Here is a 19428-nt window from a genome sequence, read left to right as displayed (position 1 = left end):
GGATGCCTGCGATGACGACTTATTCCCTGCTGATCCTGCCCGGCGACGGCATCGGTCCCGAGGTCATGGCCGAGGTCCGCAAGGTGATCGGCTGGTTCGAGACGAACCGCGGCCTTTCCTTCGATGTCAGCGAGGATCTGGTCGGCGGCGCAGCCTATGACAAGCATGGCAAACCCCTGTCGGACGAGACCATGGCCCGCGCGCAATCGGTCGATGCGGTGCTGCTGGGCGCCGTCGGCGGGCCGAAATACGACAACCTCGATTTCAGCGTGAAGCCCGAACGCGGGTTGCTGCGCCTGCGCAAGGAAATGGACCTGTTCGCCAACCTGCGCCCCGCACAATGTTTTGATGCGCTGGCCGATTTTTCCTCGCTGAAACGTGACGTGGTCGCGGGTCTGGATATCCTGATCGTGCGTGAGCTGACCTCGGGCGTCTATTTCGGCGAGCCGCGCGGCATCCATTCCGACGACAATAACCCCCAGAACGAGGGCGGCCGCGTCGGCATCAACACCCAACGCTATACCTCGGGCGAGATCCGCCGCGTCGCCCGCGCCGCGTTCGAGCTCGCGCGCAAGCGCGGCAATCGCGTCTGCTCGATGGAAAAGGCCAATGTGATGGAATCGGGCATCCTGTGGCGCGAGGAAGTCCAGTGGGTCCATGACAACGAATACGCGGACGTCGAGCTGTCGCATATGTATGCCGATAACGGCGCCATGCAGCTGGTGCGCAACCCGCGCCAGTTTGACGTGATCGTGACCGACAACCTGTTTGGCGACCTGCTGTCGGACGCCGCCGCGATGCTGACCGGGTCCTTGGGCATGCTGCCCTCGGCCAGCCTTGGTGCGCCGATGGCGAATGGCCGGCCCAAGGCCATGTATGAGCCGGTCCATGGCTCGGCCCCCGACATTGCCGGGCAGGGCAAGGCCAACCCGATCGCCTGTATCCTCAGCTTCGCCATGGCGCTGCGCTATAGCTACGATCTGGGCGCCGAGGCCGATCTGCTGGAGCGTGCCGTCGAAAAGGTGCTGGCCGATGGCGTGCGCACCGCTGATCTGATGGGGCCGCAGGGCGGCAAGCCGGTCTCGACCGCCGAGATGGGCGATCACATCGTCAAGGCACTGTCCGAACTGTGATGGCTTGCCCGCGTCCGTCCCCGACGGGCGCGGGTCTTTCATTCAAGCGTTGAGGGGTCCATGACGCCGGGCAATATCAAGGGCGCACTGCTGGCCCTGCTGTCCATGGGGCTTTATTCGACCCATGATGTCATCATCAAGCTGCTGGGCGAGACCTATCCGGCCCTGCAGGTGCTGTTCTTTTCGGCGCTGCTGTCATTTCCGCCCATTGCACTCCTGCTGTTGCGCGATCCGACACCGGCGACGCTGCGCCCGCGCAACCCGTTCTGGGTGGGGCTGCGTTCGGCCTGCATCGTGATCTCGGGGGTCTGCGGGTTCTACGCCTTTTCGACGCTGCCGCTGGCGCAGGTCTATTCGATCCTGTTCGCCGCCCCGATGATCGTCACCATATTGTCGGTGCCGTTTCTGGGCGAAAAGGTCGGCATTCACCGTGCACTGGCCGTGGTCGTCGGGCTGTGCGGCGTCCTGGTGGTGCTGCGCCCCGGTGCGACCCAGATCGGTCTGGGGCATCTGGCGGCGCTGGTGGGGGCGACGGCGGGGGCGGTCTCGGCCATCGCGGTGCGCAAGCTGGGCCGGTCCGAGCGCACGGTGATCCTGATCCTGTGGCCGATGATCGGCAACTTCATCGTGACCGGCGCCTCGCTGGGCTTGGCCTATCGCCCGATGGAGCTGGGCGATCTGGCGCTGACCGGGGTCATCGCGATCCTTGGGCTGGTGGCGGGGTTCCTGCTGATCCTGGCCTATCAGGCGGGCGAGGCGACCAATGTCGCGCCGATGCAATATTCGCAGATCCTGTGGGCGGTGGGCTATGGCTGGTTCCTGTTCGACGAACATCCCGACGGCGCGACGGTGCTGGGTGCGGGGCTGATCGTCGCCTCGGGGCTTTACATCCTGATGCGTGAGCGGCTGGGGACGTCGCGGACGCGCCCGGTGACGGGATCGCGGCTGAGCGCCGAGCCGGTCACCGCCCCGCGCTGGAGCCTGCTTCAGCGGCTGCTGCGCGACCGGGATTGAAGCTGCAAGATTCCCCCTTGCATTCCGCCAGCCCACGGGCTACCTGCCCCCTCACGGTCGGAGCGTAGCGCAGCCTGGTAGCGCACCTGCTTCGGGAGCAGGGGGTCGGAGGTTCGAATCCTCTCGCTCCGACCATTTCCCCGATATCGCGTTTCAGGAAGGTTTGTCTTTTGTGTCGTCAGGCCGCCTGTCGCGCGGCGGCGCACACCCACTCGCCTGAACTTGCGTGGCTATGACCTCCGGTGGTTCTGAGCGGCCATCACCCACTTCAGAAGGCTCATAAGGTAGTCGAGAACGGCCAAAAGCTGTCATTACTGAACTAGTTCAGCGCTGCAGTGCAGCTTCCTGATAGGTCCCGTCGGTCGCAGCCATCACGATCTCGTCCTGGGCCATCCATCCGTTGGAGATCAGAAACCTGCGGATTGTTTCAGGGGCCTCGGAATAGAGCACAAGCGCGAGGCTCTCCTCTGCGCGAGTACAGGTGACATAGAGTAAGCGGCGGGTGCGCTCGATCGTGGTTTCCTCACCCTTACTCGCTTTTTTCTGAGAGTCGTTGCTCAGGTGCTTCACGCCAAACAGCGTCTCATACGAGGCAAGGCCTTTGAAGCGTGTATGGACGTCGTCGGCGATCACCATGACCCGGGGAAATTCGAGCCCCTTGACTCCTTGGTGGGTGCCTTAGGCGCTGCGGTCTTCGACATAGGCGAGGTAGCGCGCCACCTGGGAAAACGGGGCCTTAAGCGCCTGCGTCCAGGCCTCGGTGATGGTGGTTTCGGTGGGTGGTGTGCCCTCGGGCGTGGTCAGATCCAGCTCGTCAAATGAGCGACCAAGATCGGCAAGGATGTCGGCCATGTCCTGGTCCACGGGACTTTTGTCAGGCAAACAAGGCCGAAGCTGGTCGGGGATCGGGAACAGCCGGTGCTCGGCCACGACCGCTAACACTTCGGCGCAACTCGGATCCCGTTCGTTCTTAAATAGCGCCATCAGCGCTTCGACGCCCGCCAACGCTGCGTCGAGGCCAGTGGCCTGGCCCCCGCGCCCCGCCCGGATACCTCTCTTATCGACCAGCGGTGAGCCGTCGCGCAGCACCGCCATTGCGGCAAAGGCATCCGGGCTACGATACCACCCTGCGGCTGTTCCGCGAGTTGATGGACAAGCGGCAGGCTGAGTTAAGCCTTGGCCTGTCGTCGGAGGGGCGTGGCATCGCCGTGATCGGCGAATCCGGCAGCGGCAAAACCACCACCGTTCAGCGGATCCTGCGCCGGATGGACTTACCCCACACCGAATCGGGCGAGTTGCGGTGGATATCGATCCGCGTCCCGACTCCGGCCACCCAGAAGGATCTCGCCCGGGGCATTCTGCAAGCACTGAGTTTCCCGATCCTGCGGGACACAACAGCCTCACGCATGTGGGAGCTGGTCCACCACCATCTGCGATTGCGCAAATGCTGGCTGATCCACCTCGATGAAGGCCAGGAGCTTGGCGGCCGAGGATCCGAAACCGAGAAGGCCGCAGTCATCAATGCGCTCAAAAGCCTGATGCAGATCCCCGACTGGCCGGTCAATCTGATCGTCAGTGGCACGCTGGAACTGAACGACCTGCTGATGCAGGATCCCCAGCTGTCCAGGCGGTTCTTTGTCGTCCGCTTTCTACCGGTGACCGAGTTCGATGCCTGCGACGAGGTTCGCGGCCTGACGGCGGGTTATGCTGGCCTCGCGGATCTGCCGTTGGCGCCTGATTTGGCGGATGTCGAATTCGTCCCCCGCCTGATCCATGCAGGGCGCGAACAATTCGGGATCGTGGTCGAACTGATCATCGGTGCGATCACCCGTGCTTTAGGCGACGGAAAGGCAGCGGTCGGCCTCAAGGATTTCGCCCGCTTTTACGCTGAGCGTAGCGGGGACGTATCAGCGCGAAATCCATTCCTGGTGCCTGATTTCCGCAGCATACCGACCGGGAGGGCTCCTCTTGACCCGGAGCCTCCGACGCCGCCCAAGGGAGGCCGCAGAAAACCACGCGGGAGGCGCTAAGATGATCTTTTCCGCCCCGCACCCCCGCGAAACCATTGCTTCCTACGGCTATCGCATCGCCCGGCTGTCGGGTCTGGCCTCGCTGCCAGAGTTGACCCATCTCTTCGATCTGGACCTCCGTGCCCTCCTGATGGGGGATCGGCACAGTATCGAACGCCTTGCCAGATATACCGGCTGTAATCCACAGGCGCTTCGCCACGGCGCCATGGATGCCAGAAATCCGCGCCGCCTGCAATTAGGGGCCGATCCTGGTAACAAAGTGCAATGTACGCCGGATCGCTATCGGTTCTGCCCGATTTGCATCGCCGGGCTGGCAGCAGGCGATATGTGGGCGATCTGCATCGGGCGGACGGATTGGTTGATCGATGCCAACCATGTCTGTGGCGAGCATGGTGTCAGGCTGATGGCCGTCAAGCCTCCGAAAAAGGCAAGGATGCAATCCGATCTCTCCCGGATGATCCCGGCACTGGTGGCGGCGCAAGTACCGCCACCAATTGCAGACCAACCCACCACCCTCGAAGCCTACATTCTCGAACGTCTCGATGGGCGATCTGCCGGGCGCTGGATCGATGGCGTGCAGCTTGATGTCGTTGTCCATACAGCGGAGGTCTTCGGCGCATTGGCCACCCGTGGGCCGCAGGCCAGTTGGGAGGGCATATCTGCCGATGAACTTAGCCAGCACGGCCATATCGGGGCGGACGTGCTGATCCAGGGGCCCATGGCAATCAAGGATTTCTTGGGCCAGCATATTGGCCGGGGACGATATGGTAACGACTATCACCACGCGTTCGGTCGGGCCTTCAATCCATTCTACTTCCGCAAGGATCAGCCTGCCTATCAGCCGATCTGCGCCGTCCTTGCCGAATATGTCGGCGAGAACTTCCGCTTCACCCATCAGGAGAAGGTATTCGGCATCAGGACACGCGGCACTCCGCCAACTACCTTGCGTTCGCTCTGCACGCAACACGGGATCGGTTTGAAAATCACCGCCCAAGTGCTGATGGCCCAGCACGGCATCCGTGCCGGTGCCAGTGATGAGGTCGATCCGTCCCTGATCGCCGATCTCGCCCCGAGGCTGAAGGATTTGATCAATGCTCAGGACGCCGCGCGCTATCTCCGTGTCAGTGTCGATGTGCTGCGAGGTTTGATGGCGGATGAGGTGCTGGTGCCCGACTATCGGTTCAACGACAGGATGGTGGGGTTTCGACCTGAGACGTTGGATGCATTCCTGAACCGGTGGAGTAGTCCAGCGCAGGTTCAGAGGTCAGGCGGCAGGACTGCCAGGACCCCGTTGACCACCATCGCGCGGGCAAACCGGACGCGGACATCCCAACTGCTACTCGCCGCGCGAGGTGCGGATGTGACCTTCATTCCTGATCGACGGCGACGTGGGTTGGCGGCGCTCTGTGTGGCGGACCAGGATATTGCTCCGCTGTTGGAAGCCGCAAAGTTAACTCGGCGCAGAGTCCTGCCTGCTGGTATTAATAGCAGCATAACCAGTGCGAATACCTAATTGGTGGCATTCAAGGCTATCTGATCATAGCTCTTGGATCGGAAGGCCGATCTTTGCCGCGACCGCCTCAAGTCGCTCAAGCATTTTCAAACCTGCCTCGAACTCTTCCCGATCCTGACGATCATACTTGTCCTCGTCGGCGGCAATGGTGCCAGCGTCGATCTTTTCGGCCTGGTCGCGCAGATCCTCGCTGAATCGGTCGCGTTCTTTGGGGGTATAATGAAAGCCGACATCCCACAGGAATCCACGCACGATACTGTCGAAGAACGTCGGCAGAGGTGCATCGATCTGGATTTCATGATTGCCCCGCCGCCCGTCAGACAGTACCTGAGCGCTCACGTTGGGGTGGTCCTTGCGGGTGAGAGCCTTCCTCGTACCAAGATAGGCGGCGCTGCCTGCCAACGCAGTTTCGTCCACCAATGTACCCGTCATCTTGATCATGATCGGCAGGTGCTGCCAGTCTGACAGCGGTGAGAAACTCAGCGAAATACTTTCGCTTCCGTCATAGAGATACCGTCGTTCCGGCTTGAGGATGGCGTGGTTGTCCCAACCTGCCTCCACCTGTAAACGACCTGTCCGCAGCCGCTTTCCGGGCGTGGCTGCGTCCAATCCGTCATTGGTCTTGCGGAGCAACGGTTCGCATTTTTCGAATGCGGGCACGGGTTGGATCGAGACGTGATAGCGCAAAGCGACATGCGATATCTCCTCTAGCGGCTCGGCGGACGGACGCCTCGTTTCGGCGAGGAAGGCCGGAAAATCCATGGCGGCCACCCCGGTCATCGTGTCGGCCCAAGGGGCAAGGTTCGCCATCAGTTCGCCAACCGTCAGCCCGTCCTCAAAAATGACATGAGAACTCAAGGATTTCAGAAATACATCAGGATCTACGGCGTTCTCCCACACCCTCAAAGGCACCCGCCGCGAGATCCGGTTGTCAGTACGCCTGCTGCCGATACTGAAGGAGCGACGGAGCACCCCGTCCCGACAGAAGCGTATGACTTCCATTTGCTGCTGTTCCCATTGCTTGAGCTATCGCCAGTCGGCGAAGGCTGGTTGGTGGAATCCGTTGCCAATTGTAGGGATCAAATGCGGCGTCGGAAAGCAAAGGTTGACCTGATGGCTATTGCGCTGTCCCGCTTTGCGGGCACGCCCTATCAGCTGTGTGCTGCACAGATATTTGGACAGGGATTACTCCGTGATATGCGAAAGCGCGGGCTGCCGACAGTGCTTAGAGCTGAGCGCGATGTCGCGGCCTTGATTGAGGTAACGAAGGCGGAGCGGGGACGACGCATTCCTATAACGCATTCGCAGGAATGCGCCCAATGATGACAGCAAAAGGTGCTCATGATCTGTTTTCTGGGCTATCCGGCGTTTCGGGTCGATGGGGTCTGGAAGTGTCCCTTCCCTGAGCGGCGTTCAGATTCATGGATCGAACCCCGGTTCATCGACTACCTGATCCAGTTTTCAACCCGCAGCCCGCGAACGCGGGAAAACTCGTCCGTGTTGTCAGTCACGAGGATTGCACCTGCGGCGCAGGCATGTGACGCGATCAACAGGTCGTTCGGACCAATGGGCTTGCCAGCGGCCTCAAGCTCGGCACGAATGCCGCCATACTCCGCGTCAGCAGGCACATCGAGCGCCAGAATCTGCACACTTTCCAGTATCGCTTCAACATGCGCCAGGAGTTTCGCAAACCCTTTCCTGGCGCACCCATATCGCAGCTCTGCGGCTGTGATGATGCTCACGCAGATTGCGTCCGGGCCGACCTCGGCAATGCGCTTTGCCACGCTGCCGTCAGGATGTCGCAGCAGATCGGAGACGATATTGGTGTCGAGCATGTAGAGGGTCAAAGGTCGACTTCCCTGGCCGGGAGAAGCGTCTCGTCCACGTCTGGAAACTGATCCTCTGGTCCGAGTGGGCCTAGCCCAGCCAACACTTCAAGCAGGTTCTTGCGGCGCACCGGCTCGATGATAAGCCGGTTCCCATCACGATAGATGTTCACCCGATCCCCCGGCATCTCGAAGTCTGCGGGAATTCGGACAGCCTGGCTCTTGTTGTTACGAAAGAGCTTGGCTTCACGAGGTTCTGAATATGACTGCGGTCGCGGCATGATCGCCCCTCCTGTTCATATGTATATGCAGTGACATATACATCATCATGCGGAGATTTTCAATCTGCACCGGCGCCAGCCCCGTCCCTACAACCCGTATTGTGAGGAGCGGGCCGGGGCCCGCTCATCTCATCAACCCAAAGCGCCGGAACTGAGACCAATGGATGCAAGGTTGAACTCTGCTGACCCTAGCCAACTGTCGCTGGCGGTGATTTGCGCAATATGCTATCAGCGTGGGGTTGATGCGTAGTTGAAGATTTTGGAGGCTGGTTGGTGAACGCCCCCTTTAGCCAGACCGAGCGGTTGGGTCGGTTGACCACGGAGCTTGGGGCCGATGTTCTGTCCCTCCTACGTTTTGATGGCAGCGATCATCTGAATGACCTCTTCGAATATCGCGTCGAGGCCCTCGCCACCCGGGACGATCTGGATTTCGACGCGCTGATCGGCACCCATGCCACTGTTGAGATCGAGGCTCATGAGGAAATGCGGCCCTTTGACGGTATCGTCACCTCAGCACGTTGGGCGGGTGTGGGCGAGAACGGGCATCGTTACGATCTGACGCTGCGGCCATGGTTCTGGTTGGCCGGGCGACGGCGCAACCAGCGGATCTTTCACAACAAGACCGTGATCGAGATCCTGCAGGAGCTGCTGTCGGATTACGCGTCCCTAGGCGATCCGGCGCTGGAGATAAGTCTGTCGAAGGACTACCCGACGCTTGAATACACCGTGCAATATCGCGAATCCGATCTGGACTTCGCCCGCCGGCAGATGGAGCGACACGGGATCAGCTTCCACTTCAGGCACGCGATGGGCAGCCACACGCTGGTCCTAACCGACGACGTTCTGGCCCATGAAGAGATCGGGCCGCGCCCCTTCAAGCGCTATGATGGCCATCACCAATATGAGCAGGAGCATTTCTGGGACTGGGCGCCTGAGCGCAATGTAACCACCGGCGCGGTCAGGCTGGTCGATTACAACTTCAAGAAGCCCAGCCAGGCCATGGAAGTGGATCGTCTGGGCGATGCCCAATACGCGCAAGGCCAGATCGAAAGCTTCGACTACCCGGGCGACTACCTGGCGCAGGATGTCGGCCGGTTGGTCGCGGGTCTGCGCACCGAGCAGGAGCGCGGCGCCGACCGGCGCAACCGCGCGGTAGGCGACTGTGTCTCACTCGGCGCCGGGATGCGGATGACACTGTCGGGCGACAGGGTGCCGGGGACCGGCGAGACCTATCTGTGCCTCTCGGCCAGCCATCACTTCGTGAGCGAGGCTTATGGTTCCGGCGGGCAGGGCAGCGACGGCTATGCCTTTACCGGCAGCTATGTGCTGATGCCCGACACCGCGCCGATGGCGCCGCCGAAGCGGACCCCGCTGGCGGTGGTTCAGGGGCCGCAGACCGCCGAGGTCGTGGGCGAGGGCGAGATCGACTGCGACGAATACGGCCGTATTCTGGTGCGCTTCCACTGGGATTTGCAGAACGCCTATTCCATGCGCTGCCGGGTCAGCCAGAACTGGGCCGGCGCCGGATGGGGCGGCATGGTCATCCCCCGCATCGGCATGGAGGTACTGGTCGAGTTCCTTGAAGGTGATCCCGACAAGCCCATCGTCGTGGGGAACGTATTCAACGGCAAGAACGACGCGCCATACCCGCTGCCCGAACACAAGACCAAGGCCGTCTGGCGCTCCAAGACCCATCAAGGCGAGGGCTTCAATGAGATCAGCTTCGAGGATGAGGTCGGGCAGGAGAATATCGCTATTCATGCCCAGAAGGACCAGACGCTGAAGGTTCTGAACAACCGCATGAAGCGGGTGGATAATGACCAGATCGAAAGCGTCGGCAGCAACAAATCGATCGAGATCGGCAGCAATCATCAGGAACGCATCGGCGGCTCGATGAACCTGACCGTCGGTGGCGGCAAGATGGGGCTCTTCGCGGCGCTTGCCGGGATCGCCGGTCAGGCGACCAAGGACGCGCTGAATGTCGCGGGCGAAGCGGGCGATCCCTCGATCCCGGCCTTTCTGGGTGGTGTCGTGGCCGCGACCGTCGGCGGCGAGATGGCATCGAGCCCGCTGATCTCGGCCTTTGACGGCGCGGGCCAGAACCGGGCCATCGCCGGGGCCGAGCAGGTCGGCGCCGGCACGACGCTTGGCTCGGCGCTGTCGGCGATCATGCCGGTCTCAGGCGTGATGAACACGCTGGTCGAGAAGTTCAAGGCCGACACGATCGGCCTGGCGCGGACCGAGCAGATCGGATTGTTCAAGAACACCATGGTCGGATCGGTGCGCAACACCATGGTCGGACAGAAGGAGTTCACCAAGATCGGGGTCGAGCAGCGGCTGCAGGTCGGCAAGACCAAGACCGTCGATGTGGGCGAGGAATACACCACCCATACCGGCCAGCGCGCGGCGCATAGTTCGGGCAAGCTCTACCAGATCTCGTCCGAGGAGAAGTTCGAGGGAACGTCGAAGGTCTGGGAGATCAAGGCCAACGACACACTGCTGCTGTCCGCACCCGGCGGCTATGTCGAGATCAACAAGTCGGGCGTCCGCATCCGTGGCCTGAAGGTGCTGATCGAGGGCAACGCCATCGACTTCAAGTCCGGCGGCCCCGGTGAAGGCAGCAAATGCCTCCGTGCCATGGCCAAATCCGCAACGCCATTCGTGAGGTAGGGGATGCAGCAGGACGATCCCTGGTCGCTTGATGCGGCAAACAAACCCGCACGCACAGAGCTGAAAGTGGAACCGCAGGCCCCCACCTCTCTCGAAGATGCTCTGCTGGCCCTTGACCACAAATCCGCGCCGGTCTTCGCGGTTCTGGACGGCGCGCAATTCGACAACCTGCCGCAGGAATTGCTGATGGGCGATTTCGTCAGTCGCCCGCTCTATCTGGATCGCGGCGATAACAACCCCGAACAGATCATCACCGCCCCGCATATGGTCTGGCTGGACGAACACCCGGAAAAAATAACCGGCCGCGCGCCAAAGGACACCATCCCCGCCCTCATGGCACTTATTGCCGGCCGCCCGGCCGCCGTGTTCTGGCAATGCCCGGATGGAGCCGATGCTCTCTATAAGCACCTCAGGGGCATCAATGTGGTGATGTACCCGAAAGCGGCGCTGACCATCTACGAACAGCAATTCGTTGCGGAGAATGAGATCGCCGTCCTCTATCGGCACGCTGACGCCAATGTTATTGCGCAATCCATCTTCGCTTTGAGCCCCGCCAACCAGACACGCGTTCTTGGGCCCGCCTCCGCGCTGCTTTGCTCGCCCGAAAATATCTGGTTCGCTGATACGCTTATCTCGCTGACCGGCCCCACGCGTGATCGACGTCCGGGTGGCTTGATGCACCTGACTATCCAAGAGGCGCAATCCATTGCTGCCGCAAATCGAGAAGGTGCCGCAAGGCTGATTTCGGCCGAGTTGAAGCAGACGTCAGCCCTCTCATTAGAAGCCCTTGAGCGGCAGGTCCACGCCGCCGTCATTCGGGCCGAACAGTATGAAATCGGTCAACTGGAAGATCTGCATACCTTTGTTACGCTTGATCTTCTGATGGGCGCTGGATTTGAAACAAAGCCACAATTTGCAGAGGCGCTCGAGGAGCTTTGTGACCTCGAAAAGCCTCCTGACGCACGGATCCACTATGCCAAACAAGCCTGCAATCGAGCGGAGACCTAACTGATGACCTGCCCGACCTGCCGACAGAATTGCGGTAACGGAGCGTCAAATCCTGCCCGTCACCGCCAGGGCGATCCAATATATATGTCCCTCTGCAGAATTATGTGCCAGGTCCGCAAAGAGTTTTGCGAAGGCCGCCATAGAGGAAAGACCCAGAGCCAAGTGGCCGAGGACAGGGCCAAGACGGACGGACGGCTCCGAGGGGCCATCCAGAACAACGCTGACCCCCGGATCCGCGGCGGTCAGCCCCAAGTCAACAGCCAACGTTATGTTCGTTACGACAATATGCCCAGACGGTGGAGGAGAACACCCGTGTCGCCGGAAACGATCCGGCGGCATCTGGACAATATTGAAAGCCAGATCCGCCGGCGCGGCGCAAGGATAATGGCCACCAAAGCCGGTCGCGCGGCCGCACGATCCTGGATCAAGCTTGTTCCCATACTGAACGTCATTTCGACCGCCTATGACGTCTACGATATCGGAAGTGCAGGCATAGAGATCGTGCAAGAGATACGGCAAGCGCGGCAACAATTGTCGGGCGATATTTATCGCGTGCGCCCTGACGTTGCGGTTGAGGGCGCCAATGGACAGTTGCAAAGCATCTATGATTTCAAGTTTGATGGCGATCAGTGGCAGGAGGGTCAGGAGGAACTGTATCGGAAGTCGCTTCAGGATTCCAACGCGGCTGATCAGCGACCACACCAGGTGAACTCGGCGGAATGCGGCTGTGACGGACCTGCCAATATTCGAAGCGGTGGAGCGTTATCATGAGTTGGATCAACGATCCCATATTCAACGGTTCGCATGAAGAGCACGGTCGCATCCTGTTGTCCCAAACGGCGCGCCCCGCCTTTCGGCTTGGCCTTTTGTCGTCGATCCATCAGGCGCACCCGTTCGAATTTGTCGATGAGTACCAGAGGCTGTTCGAAGTTTTTGAACCGATCCTGCGTCGTGACGCCAAGCGGTTGAAATTCTGGGAAGAGCCCGGACTGATCCGACGACGAAAGTCGATACAGAAAGGGGACTGGACGCCTTTCGCACATCTGAAAGCATCGGTGCCGCCACCGGACTTCACATTTGTCGGCTTCGAATTTCAGTCAGGCAAGACGGTAGACGATATTCACGACGCGGGTCCTACCTCGTTCAGGGTTCGTATTACCGATACCAGCTGGCTGGACGCCACCGTACCGGTAGACGCCCTTGACGATGGCACGCTGGATGTAGATGAACTTAAGGCGGCGCTGCTGGCGATCCCCACAAGGTCTGGCTTCGCCGGTTATGGCTTGTGCCTGTCGCAAGACCATCACGGAACCGGTCCTTCGCAGGGTTACAGGACGTATGAGGTAGCACGCAAGTTTCCGGCGATTGATACGCAGTATCTGAGTTCGCGGGGCTGGGCTAACGGTTCGGACGACGATCCGAACCGAACCTGGATTCTGGGGCTGAACTGGCTCACCCTGGTGGGTGAGCCATTTTTGTCCCGCATGGGCGGGGTTACCTCGATCACCGATGGGCTTCCTTCCGAGATAACCTGGGAGAAGGGCAACGAAACTGTCCTTTTCCAGATCGGCGATCGACCGATCACCGGCGAGGCAGGCATCGATGACGCGCTTTTGCCGCTTTATTTCGAACTTGGGGCGCGACTTCAGCCACCTGGTGACGTGACACCAAGCAGGAAGTACCCACGTCCGGTCTTCGTGAACACGCTGCAGAATGAAGGCGTAGACTGGGACAGGCGGTTCTATGACCGAAGGTGGTTTAAGAAGGGACAAGCTGAATGAGAAACCCTGGATTTCCCGTGGTATTCGAGACCGGCACGGCTGATGTGATCCAAATCACGCTGGCGACAGCAGAGCGTCATCCAGCGAAGGATCTGTTGGCGGACGGCGTGATGGGCAGAGCGCTTTCTGATCTTGGCCTTGTTCTGGCGGACGCTGCAGCTTCCGCGGATGCGCCCAAAGTAAGGATTTCCGCCAAGTCTCGCCATGAGATCGAAGTGATCTTGCCGGGCGCGGTATTTTCCGAAGACTGGCATTTGGCCGCCATTTTCAACCTTATCGAACAGGCGATCTTTCTGGGGCAGGAAGAAGACCCCTTCATAATTGCAGGCGTCTTGCGCGCAGCGCGGTTCGCCGACGCATCGATGGAGCGGCTGCAACAATCCCTTGGTGCTGCGGTTCAGGCCGCGAGAAGCGCGCTTAATTCCCGTCTTACATCAAGTGGTGCCGGCGATGGCAGTTCGTGGCCTGAACATCCGATCGACTGGCTAATCGATATGCAACTCGAGCTTTCGCACGCTCTTCGGCCAGAGGCGCGGGCAGAGGTCGCGGCGAGGTTTGAGTTGTTGAACGCCTTGTTGGGAGAGACCGCCTTTGATCCGGAAGCTGACCCGCTTGTGTGGCTTGAAGAGGCGCTTGCGCCTTACCCAGCTGCGGCCGAAGTAAGACCGACCGACATGAAGCTCGCCATTGAGATGCCGCCATCCGATCCGGCGCTGATCCTGATACTGTTCGAGCGTACGCTTGAGTTCCGGTATAGGGTGACGGTGACACGCTGGATGGTTGAACTGCGCGAGGGTTGGTAAGTTCGCTCTTTGAAGGGGGCGGGACCTGATTTGTCGCTGCGTTACTGCATTGGTGGTCGGCACCCATGGGTAATGCTGAATGCATCCGATTTGGATCGAATAGGAGGCACGATGCCCCAGCCAATCGCACTTATCGGCCATGCCCATACCTGTCCTGTCCATGGCGGTGGCCCAGTGCTGAACCCCGGTCAATTTCTCGTCCGGTTCAATGGCATTCCGCTTGCCGTTGAAGGCGGGCAATGCGGTTGCCCCGGAGCGCCCCCGCTGCCCGACCCGATGGTCAAGGGATCAAGTGTAGTGAAGATCAACGGGCGTGGGGTCATGCGAGTGGGTGATCAAACCGCGCATAGCGGAAAGATCGCGATGGGCGTTCCGGCACTTAGATCCGACTGATCGCATTTGTGTCATCAGGGTACTTTGCCTTTTGGAGCGAGAGCGCCGGCAGTTGACTGATCGTAAAGATAAACTGCTGCGGGAGCTTCATCGAGCATGACACTGGCTCGCACTGACGGGCGCAGGATGTCGCGCCAAATATCCGATTCCCCGCGGGAGCAATTCGACTATGACGATCTGGCCGATTTGATCGGAGAGCAACCCAGATAAAGAGAAGAATTCAATATTTCCTGACTTCAAGCGTCCGAAACGGGCAATGGCTATAGGACTTGCGTTTCTCAGTCCGCACAGCATTGGATGAAACGAAAGGCAATCGTCAAAAAATTACTGGCGCGAGACCCAGCAATCGTTCATGATTCGTTACATGAACAAAGCAAGACTTCGTGAAATTTCACACCCGATTTGGCGTTTCAGGAAGGTTTGCCTTTTGTTTCACGAAGGCGGAGCTTCTGGCTAGACAGATGGGCCCCCGACGCTTTCGCTAGCCTGTGCAAAGTGCGTGACTGACAGTATATTTGTCTGCTCAACTTGACATTCTGAGCGTCGAAACCGGCCCCTTTGCAGACATTCGCCATGTGCGAATGCTGCGCGGCGGCGTTCCCGGAAGCGGTCGTTCGACGTGTGGCACAGAAATTCGTCCGCGCGAAGCTCCGCGTTCCTCTGCATACGAGGCGTAGCGATGTGGGGTGAGGCAGATCCTTAAGCTGCGATCATAGCATCGTCGCCACCCCGGAACTGAAAAGATCGCGACAGAAAAGGGGCCCTCAGCATCCCGAAACGCCAGCCCCGGCGACAGATCCTCGTAGGCACGGCCGAAGAAGGCCAGGATGGCGAAGGCGGCGATATATACAAGAGATGTCCTGACATGCGCATTCCTGTCCTTTCAAATGCTACAACCTACCTCCAACGCTAAGGCGTTGATGCCGCGGGAAAGAAATTCGTCATTATCGAACATAGTGTGCAGGTTCACCCCGGTGCCGCAGCCGCTGACAGAGGGCAGATTCTCGTTGGGGAAGGCTGAGCGACGATTTCATGGAAACAGGGAAGCGAGATGGCTCCGCCAATAAGTAACCAGCCGTCTCGGAGCATGTCCCGAGGGCGCTTTCATCACGAGCAAGGGAAAGGTTGCTGCTTCTTCAGGCAGCCGCTATGATCGCCCAGCATGTTCTTGCGGTTCAGGCCAATACTAAACTTTGGTAGTTAACTTGTCAGTCGAGCCCATTGTTGTAGATCCGTGGGCACTGCCCGCCAGCCCAGCGAGTTATGCACGCGATGTTGAGGATAGGCTGACACTACTGACCCGAACAGTACAGCCCTTGGGTCAGCAGTTTGGAGTATGGCCAAAGAAAGCCGTGCCGGATGTGTTGCGCGACGACATATTTGGAAAACGGTGGGCATATAGCTATGCATTGGTTGATGCAGCGCGGGTTGACGATCTTGCTCAGCGGCTGGAAGACCATACACCGAGAGCGCAATGCCTTTTCGATGGCCAGATGGCGGAGGTCGCATCATCGTCGTCCCCTTGGCTAATCGAAATTGCTGACAATGATCGTTTCACCCGCAGCCTATTCACCGCAGGAGATCGCGGAAGCGGGCTTTGGGATGCCAAATGCGGCTTGATCCTCAGATCGGATCTGCCATTGGAGCGGGTACGCGCCAACTTTCGCAAGATCACCCAGTTTTACGACGATGAAAGTGGAAAGCAGGTATTTCTGAGGTTTTGGGATCCTCTTTATGCACGATACCTACTGTCACATGGATCGACAGAAATGCGTTTAAGACTCTTGCGCACAGGTCCTATGATGATGAGGGGGGCCGAGACAGATGAGTTTCTGATATGGAGCCTTCCCGACAAGTTGCGCGACCTCAAATCGAAAAGTCCATTTCGCCTGCATGCGATGGATCGTTACGCGCTAAAGGTGGCGCGGCTGGATGATTTCGTGACCAGAGTATTGATATGGATGCGATCCTCGTATGGAAGCTTACCCTGCGAAATATCTGAGCGGCGCTTTGTGTTGGAGTTGTCCGTGCATGCGCGTGACACGCTTGGGCTGAAAACAGAACGGACCATCTCGGACTACGTCGCCGCCTCGTGGCTCTTGCGGGCGCCAGCGGAACGGCGGTTGGACATGCGCCCTTTGCGCCACGAAATTCCCCAGGCAACACTGGCCCGCATACATGACATAGCATATGACTTTTTCAAAGCGAGTTCATAGTGTTCAGATTTCTTGACCAGTTTGCCATCATTCTGCGCGAAGCACCCGTTGAGACTGGGCGAGCGGCGAACAGATTTTCGACCTCACAGGCGGTTGGTGAGACTGAGCCGCTCGAATGCCACCGCTGCCAGTGCGAGAAAGTTTACGATCAGGTCATGTCGCGCGTTCTGCGGGTCAAGAACATGTGCACCAGTTCAGGAAATACCTGTACGGTTAAAAATTTTTCTGCTCAGCGACGCCGAAACAAGGCGATTTCGGCCGACTATGCCAATATCTACATGAAGCCAACGGGCGAAGCAAAACGCCTGAAATTCGCAGGCGGTGCAGCGCTTGGATCGACCCATATCGGTTATGGCATGGATACGGCGGTCGATGCGCTGGAAGGGTGGGGCACCACCGCGGCGCCGAACGAGCCGGCCGATATCGTCTTGGAAAATGGCACGCGCATCAGGAATGACGGATTGCCGGGCGATCTCGTGGATTGGCAGGAGATCGGTTCTTGGGTACTGACCGGCGATGGTTGGTTCGACGGGGTTACATACCAAGACACGCTGGTTGGCCTTCGTCGTCTGATCTACGGAAATCTTGCCATCTACATGGATCTGGGTGCTGTTCTGCATTTCTGCCAGATGCATGAAGAGCGGTTTCATTTTTTCAGGGACGGCAAGGTTGAAGAGTTCATCGAATGCTTCGACCATTTCGTAAACTACGTGAAGGATAAATATGCCCACGAGCATGAGGTCTATAGCGGTCAGGGCACCTTCGGCTCACCCGAAGGGGGCTATCTGCGAAATGGCCTTCGCGGAATCGCGGCAAATAACTTTGAGCGCTCGCTGACGATCATCGATCACGAGCAGCGCAATATTCTTGAAGATTTTATGTATCGCCTGAACCAGAGCAGCATTCCACCTGCCGCGTTTTCTGATCTGGGCGGTCGTGGTGGTGATGCAAGGTTCCGCAAGTTTATGAATGCACTGGAAAAAGTGGCTGGAAACCGTTACGGTCCCGGCACGATGTTTTCCGGTATCAGGGGCTTGTTCTCCGCTACGCCGCTGCCTTACCGGATCGAGCATGTTTCGATCACTATGGCAGGCGTGGTGTCAATTTCACTTCAGAGCCAAAAGCAACCGTTTATGTATCCCTTCACTGGCGGCGACTTCTCCGATCAGAACGTCCGCACGCCCTGGTTCAAGGATGTGGTCCGGCATTTCGTTCGTGCGGAGAACGAGGATTTTACTTGGCCCGAAGGAGGAACCAATACCTCTTACCCTGTATTTCTCAAGCGCGGTGGTGAGGATCTGGGCAGGGTGTCTGCGTCCAGACATCCTCAACTGAAGCCCCTGCTCTATGCCGAAATTCAGGCGGTCGCTGCCGCAGGTCCAAGATGACGGGAAAATCGCTGCCCAGTGTTTTGGTTTTCATGATGGGATCTTTGGCTGCAATGGCAGGTTCTCTGGGCGATAGCAAACCTCTCACGCTGGATATCCAAGCGGGCGAGCCGTTGGGGGACGCAATGACGCGCTCGACCATGGCGGTCGACATTCCCATCACGCCCGACATGCAGGGGCTGCCCCTGCCGCCTTTGGCATCATGGAACGGCAACGGCCCCTATCAGTTGGCCCTGCAAGCCGGAGGCGAGAGTAGCATCGTCATTCCGTGGACCCCTTCAGGTGGCACGATCTGGATGAACTTTGGCGTCATAGATGAGATTGACCTAGACTTCATGTACTTCGACGCTGCCCGTGTTGATGGCAGCACTGCGGGCGATATCAGCGCAACGGATGCCGATATCGAAGCCATCGTCAGCATCTATGCCGGATTGCAGGCGGTCGAACCACGCGCAGCAGAGATGGCATCTTGTTATCATAATAGAATTCCGCTCGAATTTTTGGAGAAGGATCGGCGTGATAGCGCAAGCGGCAACTGTGACAGGACCGTACTGATCGCCCACCCTCAGGCCCCCGACGACTTGCGCGTCGCATTGCGACAAATTCTGCACGACGCAGGGGAAGAGATCAGGAATGAATCCGATGCCCTGAACAGAACTCCACTGACCTTAAATCTGGGCCAATGGTGGCTGCCGAACGGGAACTTACTCATGTTGACCGTGATACCGTTCTCAGAAGCAGCGCCGAATGCACCGCCATCGAGATTGAAGCTTTCAATGAACGTCCGCGAATTCTTCCGCGCCGGTCTCAGTCGACTGGTTCGGACATGTCATGACCAGCAAGCCATTTTCCCAGAGAAAATCAATTATTCGCAAGAACAGGCGGCGCGGATCTTTCATGGTCTTTACGGTGATTTTTACCCGCCCGTGGTCGATGGTGAGATCGTGACGGATATGGGTGTCCTAGAGCAATTGGATTGGTCGAGACTCGGTGATGATTATTGGAATGATGCTGACACACGCCGAAATTTTTGTTTGCTGCTGCAGGAGCTTGAGCAGAAGGTCAATTATGCAGGGCCTGTCGCACCATTGCGATAGATCGTACCGGTTGCCGACCGGTCAGGAACCGATTTCGCCGCGATGCCCCGCTCCCACGAGCAACCGATTGGCCTATGTCGCAGCGAAATCTAAGTATTCGTAGTAGTGATGCTTCGCCTTTGTTGGGCGAAACGAATGACCCCTCTAGGGTCAGGACTCGTTCTCGCATCATAGCCAGAAGAGATATGCTCGAAAGTTGGTGACGCTTGATCAGGCGGCAGCTTGAATGTGGCGGACGCCGTCGCGGAACTCAACCCCGCTGATGACCTCTGGCA

Annotated in this window: 18 protein-coding genes and 1 tRNA gene; 14 read left to right on the top strand and 5 right to left on the bottom strand. The window is 59.0% G+C overall.

Annotated features, from left to right (window positions below; translation table 11 throughout):
- Positions 1–11 precede the first annotated feature (11 nt).
- The 3 genes from leuB to DFP89_RS15810 all read left to right on the top strand — a co-directional run bounded on the left by leuB (position 12) and on the right by DFP89_RS15810 (position 2282).
- Positions 12–1133 carry a 3-isopropylmalate dehydrogenase gene (gene leuB, locus DFP89_RS15820; protein ID WP_114350357.1) on the top strand — a complete coding sequence of 374 codons (1122 nt, stop codon included), beginning with the start codon at positions 12–14 and terminating at the stop codon, positions 1131–1133.
- Between the two features lie 60 nt (positions 1134–1193).
- On the top strand, positions 1194–2147 hold the full coding sequence (locus DFP89_RS15815; protein ID WP_114350356.1) for a DMT family transporter: 954 nt from the start codon (positions 1194–1196) through the stop codon (positions 2145–2147).
- A gap of 58 nt (positions 2148–2205) precedes the next feature.
- A tRNA-Pro gene (locus tag DFP89_RS15810) sits at positions 2206–2282 on the top strand.
- Positions 2283–2471: 189 nt separating this feature from the next.
- Here DFP89_RS15810 and DFP89_RS20845 read toward each other — a convergent pair.
- Together DFP89_RS20845 and DFP89_RS20840 are read right to left on the bottom strand one after the other, a co-directional pair.
- On the bottom strand, positions 2472–2783 hold the full coding sequence (locus tag DFP89_RS20845) for a P-loop NTPase family protein (protein WP_245948809.1): 312 nt from the start codon (positions 2781–2783) through the stop codon (positions 2472–2474).
- A gap of 42 nt (positions 2784–2825) precedes the next feature.
- Positions 2826–3242 (bottom strand): hypothetical protein, encoded by a 417-nt coding sequence (locus tag DFP89_RS20840; protein WP_245948807.1) that lies wholly within the window; start codon positions 3240–3242, stop codon positions 2826–2828.
- Here DFP89_RS20840 and DFP89_RS15800 point away from each other — a divergent pair.
- Both DFP89_RS15800 and DFP89_RS15795 read left to right on the top strand, forming a co-directional pair.
- Positions 3242–4177 carry a TniB family NTP-binding protein gene (locus DFP89_RS15800; RefSeq protein WP_114350355.1) on the top strand — a complete coding sequence of 312 codons (936 nt, stop codon included), beginning with the start codon at positions 3242–3244 and terminating at the stop codon, positions 4175–4177. The genes DFP89_RS20840 and DFP89_RS15800 overlap by 1 nt on opposite strands.
- A gap of 1 nt (position 4178) precedes the next feature.
- A complete protein-coding gene (locus DFP89_RS15795; RefSeq protein ID WP_114350354.1) occupies positions 4179–5690 on the top strand; it encodes a TniQ family protein in 1512 nt (503 codons plus the stop codon).
- Positions 5691–5714: 24 nt separating this feature from the next.
- Here DFP89_RS15795 and DFP89_RS15790 read toward each other — a convergent pair whose 3' ends face one another.
- The 3 genes from DFP89_RS15790 to DFP89_RS15780 form a co-directional block, all read right to left on the bottom strand.
- The gene (locus DFP89_RS15790) at positions 5715–6590 is read right to left on the bottom strand and encodes a hypothetical protein (protein WP_147273332.1); all 876 of its coding nucleotides are present in this window, start codon (positions 6588–6590) and stop codon (positions 5715–5717) included.
- Between the two features lie 545 nt (positions 6591–7135).
- Positions 7136–7537: a type II toxin-antitoxin system VapC family toxin gene (locus tag DFP89_RS15785; RefSeq protein ID WP_220269854.1), complete on the bottom strand. Its 402-nt coding sequence runs from the start codon at positions 7535–7537 to the stop codon at positions 7136–7138.
- The gene (locus DFP89_RS15780; protein ID WP_114350352.1) at positions 7534–7797 is read right to left on the bottom strand and encodes an antitoxin; all 264 of its coding nucleotides are present in this window, start codon (positions 7795–7797) and stop codon (positions 7534–7536) included. The genes DFP89_RS15785 and DFP89_RS15780 overlap by 4 nt, the downstream gene beginning before the upstream one ends.
- 273 nt (positions 7798–8070) lie before the next feature.
- Here DFP89_RS15780 and DFP89_RS15775 point away from each other — a divergent pair, with 273 nt between their 5' ends.
- From DFP89_RS15775 to DFP89_RS15735, 9 genes are all read left to right on the top strand, one after another.
- Positions 8071–10467: a type VI secretion system Vgr family protein gene (locus DFP89_RS15775; protein ID WP_114350393.1), complete on the top strand. Its 2397-nt coding sequence runs from the start codon at positions 8071–8073 to the stop codon at positions 10465–10467.
- A gap of 3 nt (positions 10468–10470) precedes the next feature.
- Positions 10471–11475, top strand: coding sequence for a DUF4123 domain-containing protein (locus DFP89_RS15770; RefSeq protein WP_114350351.1), 1005 nt, complete (start codon positions 10471–10473; stop codon positions 11473–11475).
- Positions 11476–11787: 312 nt separating this feature from the next.
- Complete coding sequence (locus tag DFP89_RS15765; RefSeq protein ID WP_147273331.1) at positions 11788–12246, top strand: hypothetical protein; 459 nt, start codon at positions 11788–11790, stop codon at positions 12244–12246.
- The gene (locus DFP89_RS15760; protein WP_114350349.1) at positions 12243–13256 is read left to right on the top strand and encodes a type VI immunity family protein; all 1014 of its coding nucleotides are present in this window, start codon (positions 12243–12245) and stop codon (positions 13254–13256) included. Before DFP89_RS15765 ends, DFP89_RS15760 begins: the two co-directional genes overlap by 4 nt.
- The gene (locus tag DFP89_RS15755; RefSeq protein ID WP_114350348.1) at positions 13253–14059 is read left to right on the top strand and encodes a hypothetical protein; all 807 of its coding nucleotides are present in this window, start codon (positions 13253–13255) and stop codon (positions 14057–14059) included. The genes DFP89_RS15760 and DFP89_RS15755 overlap by 4 nt, the downstream gene beginning before the upstream one ends.
- Before the next feature lie 72 nt (positions 14060–14131).
- On the top strand, positions 14132–14452 hold the full coding sequence (locus DFP89_RS21195) for a PAAR domain-containing protein (RefSeq protein WP_425452670.1): 321 nt from the start codon (positions 14132–14134) through the stop codon (positions 14450–14452).
- A gap of 1316 nt (positions 14453–15768) precedes the next feature.
- Positions 15769–16668 (top strand): DUF4123 domain-containing protein, encoded by a 900-nt coding sequence (locus DFP89_RS15745; RefSeq protein ID WP_181870363.1) that lies wholly within the window; start codon positions 15769–15771, stop codon positions 16666–16668.
- Positions 16668–18056, top strand: a complete 1389-nt coding sequence (locus tag DFP89_RS15740) for a hypothetical protein (RefSeq protein WP_147273330.1) — start codon at positions 16668–16670, stop codon at positions 18054–18056. The genes DFP89_RS15745 and DFP89_RS15740 overlap by 1 nt, the downstream gene beginning before the upstream one ends.
- Positions 18053–19153 carry a hypothetical protein gene (locus tag DFP89_RS15735; RefSeq protein ID WP_147273329.1) on the top strand — a complete coding sequence of 367 codons (1101 nt, stop codon included), beginning with the start codon at positions 18053–18055 and terminating at the stop codon, positions 19151–19153. Before DFP89_RS15740 ends, DFP89_RS15735 begins: the two co-directional genes overlap by 4 nt.
- Positions 19154–19428: the final 275 nt, after the last annotated feature.

This window comes from Paracoccus lutimaris (assembly GCF_003337565.1).
Classification (GTDB): domain Bacteria; phylum Pseudomonadota; class Alphaproteobacteria; order Rhodobacterales; family Rhodobacteraceae; genus Paracoccus; species Paracoccus lutimaris.
This window is presented reverse-complemented; position numbering and strand designations above follow the sequence as displayed.

Excerpts from the sequence above, each read along its gene's own strand:
- leuB (WP_114350357.1), top strand. The coding sequence starts at position 12 with ATGACGACTTATTCCCTGCTGATCCTGCCCGGCGACGGCATCGGTCCC.
- DFP89_RS15815 (WP_114350356.1), top strand. The coding sequence starts at position 1,194 with ATGACGCCGGGCAATATCAAGGGCGCACTGCTGGCCCTGCTGTCCATG.
- DFP89_RS20845 (WP_245948809.1), bottom strand. The coding sequence starts at position 2,783 with ATGGTGATCGCCGACGACGTCCATACACGCTTCAAAGGCCTTGCCTCG.
- DFP89_RS20840 (WP_245948807.1), bottom strand. The coding sequence starts at position 3,242 with ATGGCGGTGCTGCGCGACGGCTCACCGCTGGTCGATAAGAGAGGTATC.
- DFP89_RS15795 (WP_114350354.1), top strand. The coding sequence starts at position 4,179 with ATGATCTTTTCCGCCCCGCACCCCCGCGAAACCATTGCTTCCTACGGC.
- DFP89_RS15780 (WP_114350352.1), bottom strand. The coding sequence starts at position 7,797 with ATGCCGCGACCGCAGTCATATTCAGAACCTCGTGAAGCCAAGCTCTTT.
- DFP89_RS15770 (WP_114350351.1), top strand. The coding sequence starts at position 10,471 with ATGCAGCAGGACGATCCCTGGTCGCTTGATGCGGCAAACAAACCCGCA.
- DFP89_RS15760 (WP_114350349.1), top strand. The coding sequence starts at position 12,243 with ATGAGTTGGATCAACGATCCCATATTCAACGGTTCGCATGAAGAGCAC.
- DFP89_RS15755 (WP_114350348.1), top strand. The coding sequence starts at position 13,253 with ATGAGAAACCCTGGATTTCCCGTGGTATTCGAGACCGGCACGGCTGAT.
- DFP89_RS21195 (WP_425452670.1), top strand. The coding sequence starts at position 14,132 with ATGCTGAATGCATCCGATTTGGATCGAATAGGAGGCACGATGCCCCAG.
- DFP89_RS15735 (WP_147273329.1), top strand. The coding sequence starts at position 18,053 with ATGACGGGAAAATCGCTGCCCAGTGTTTTGGTTTTCATGATGGGATCT.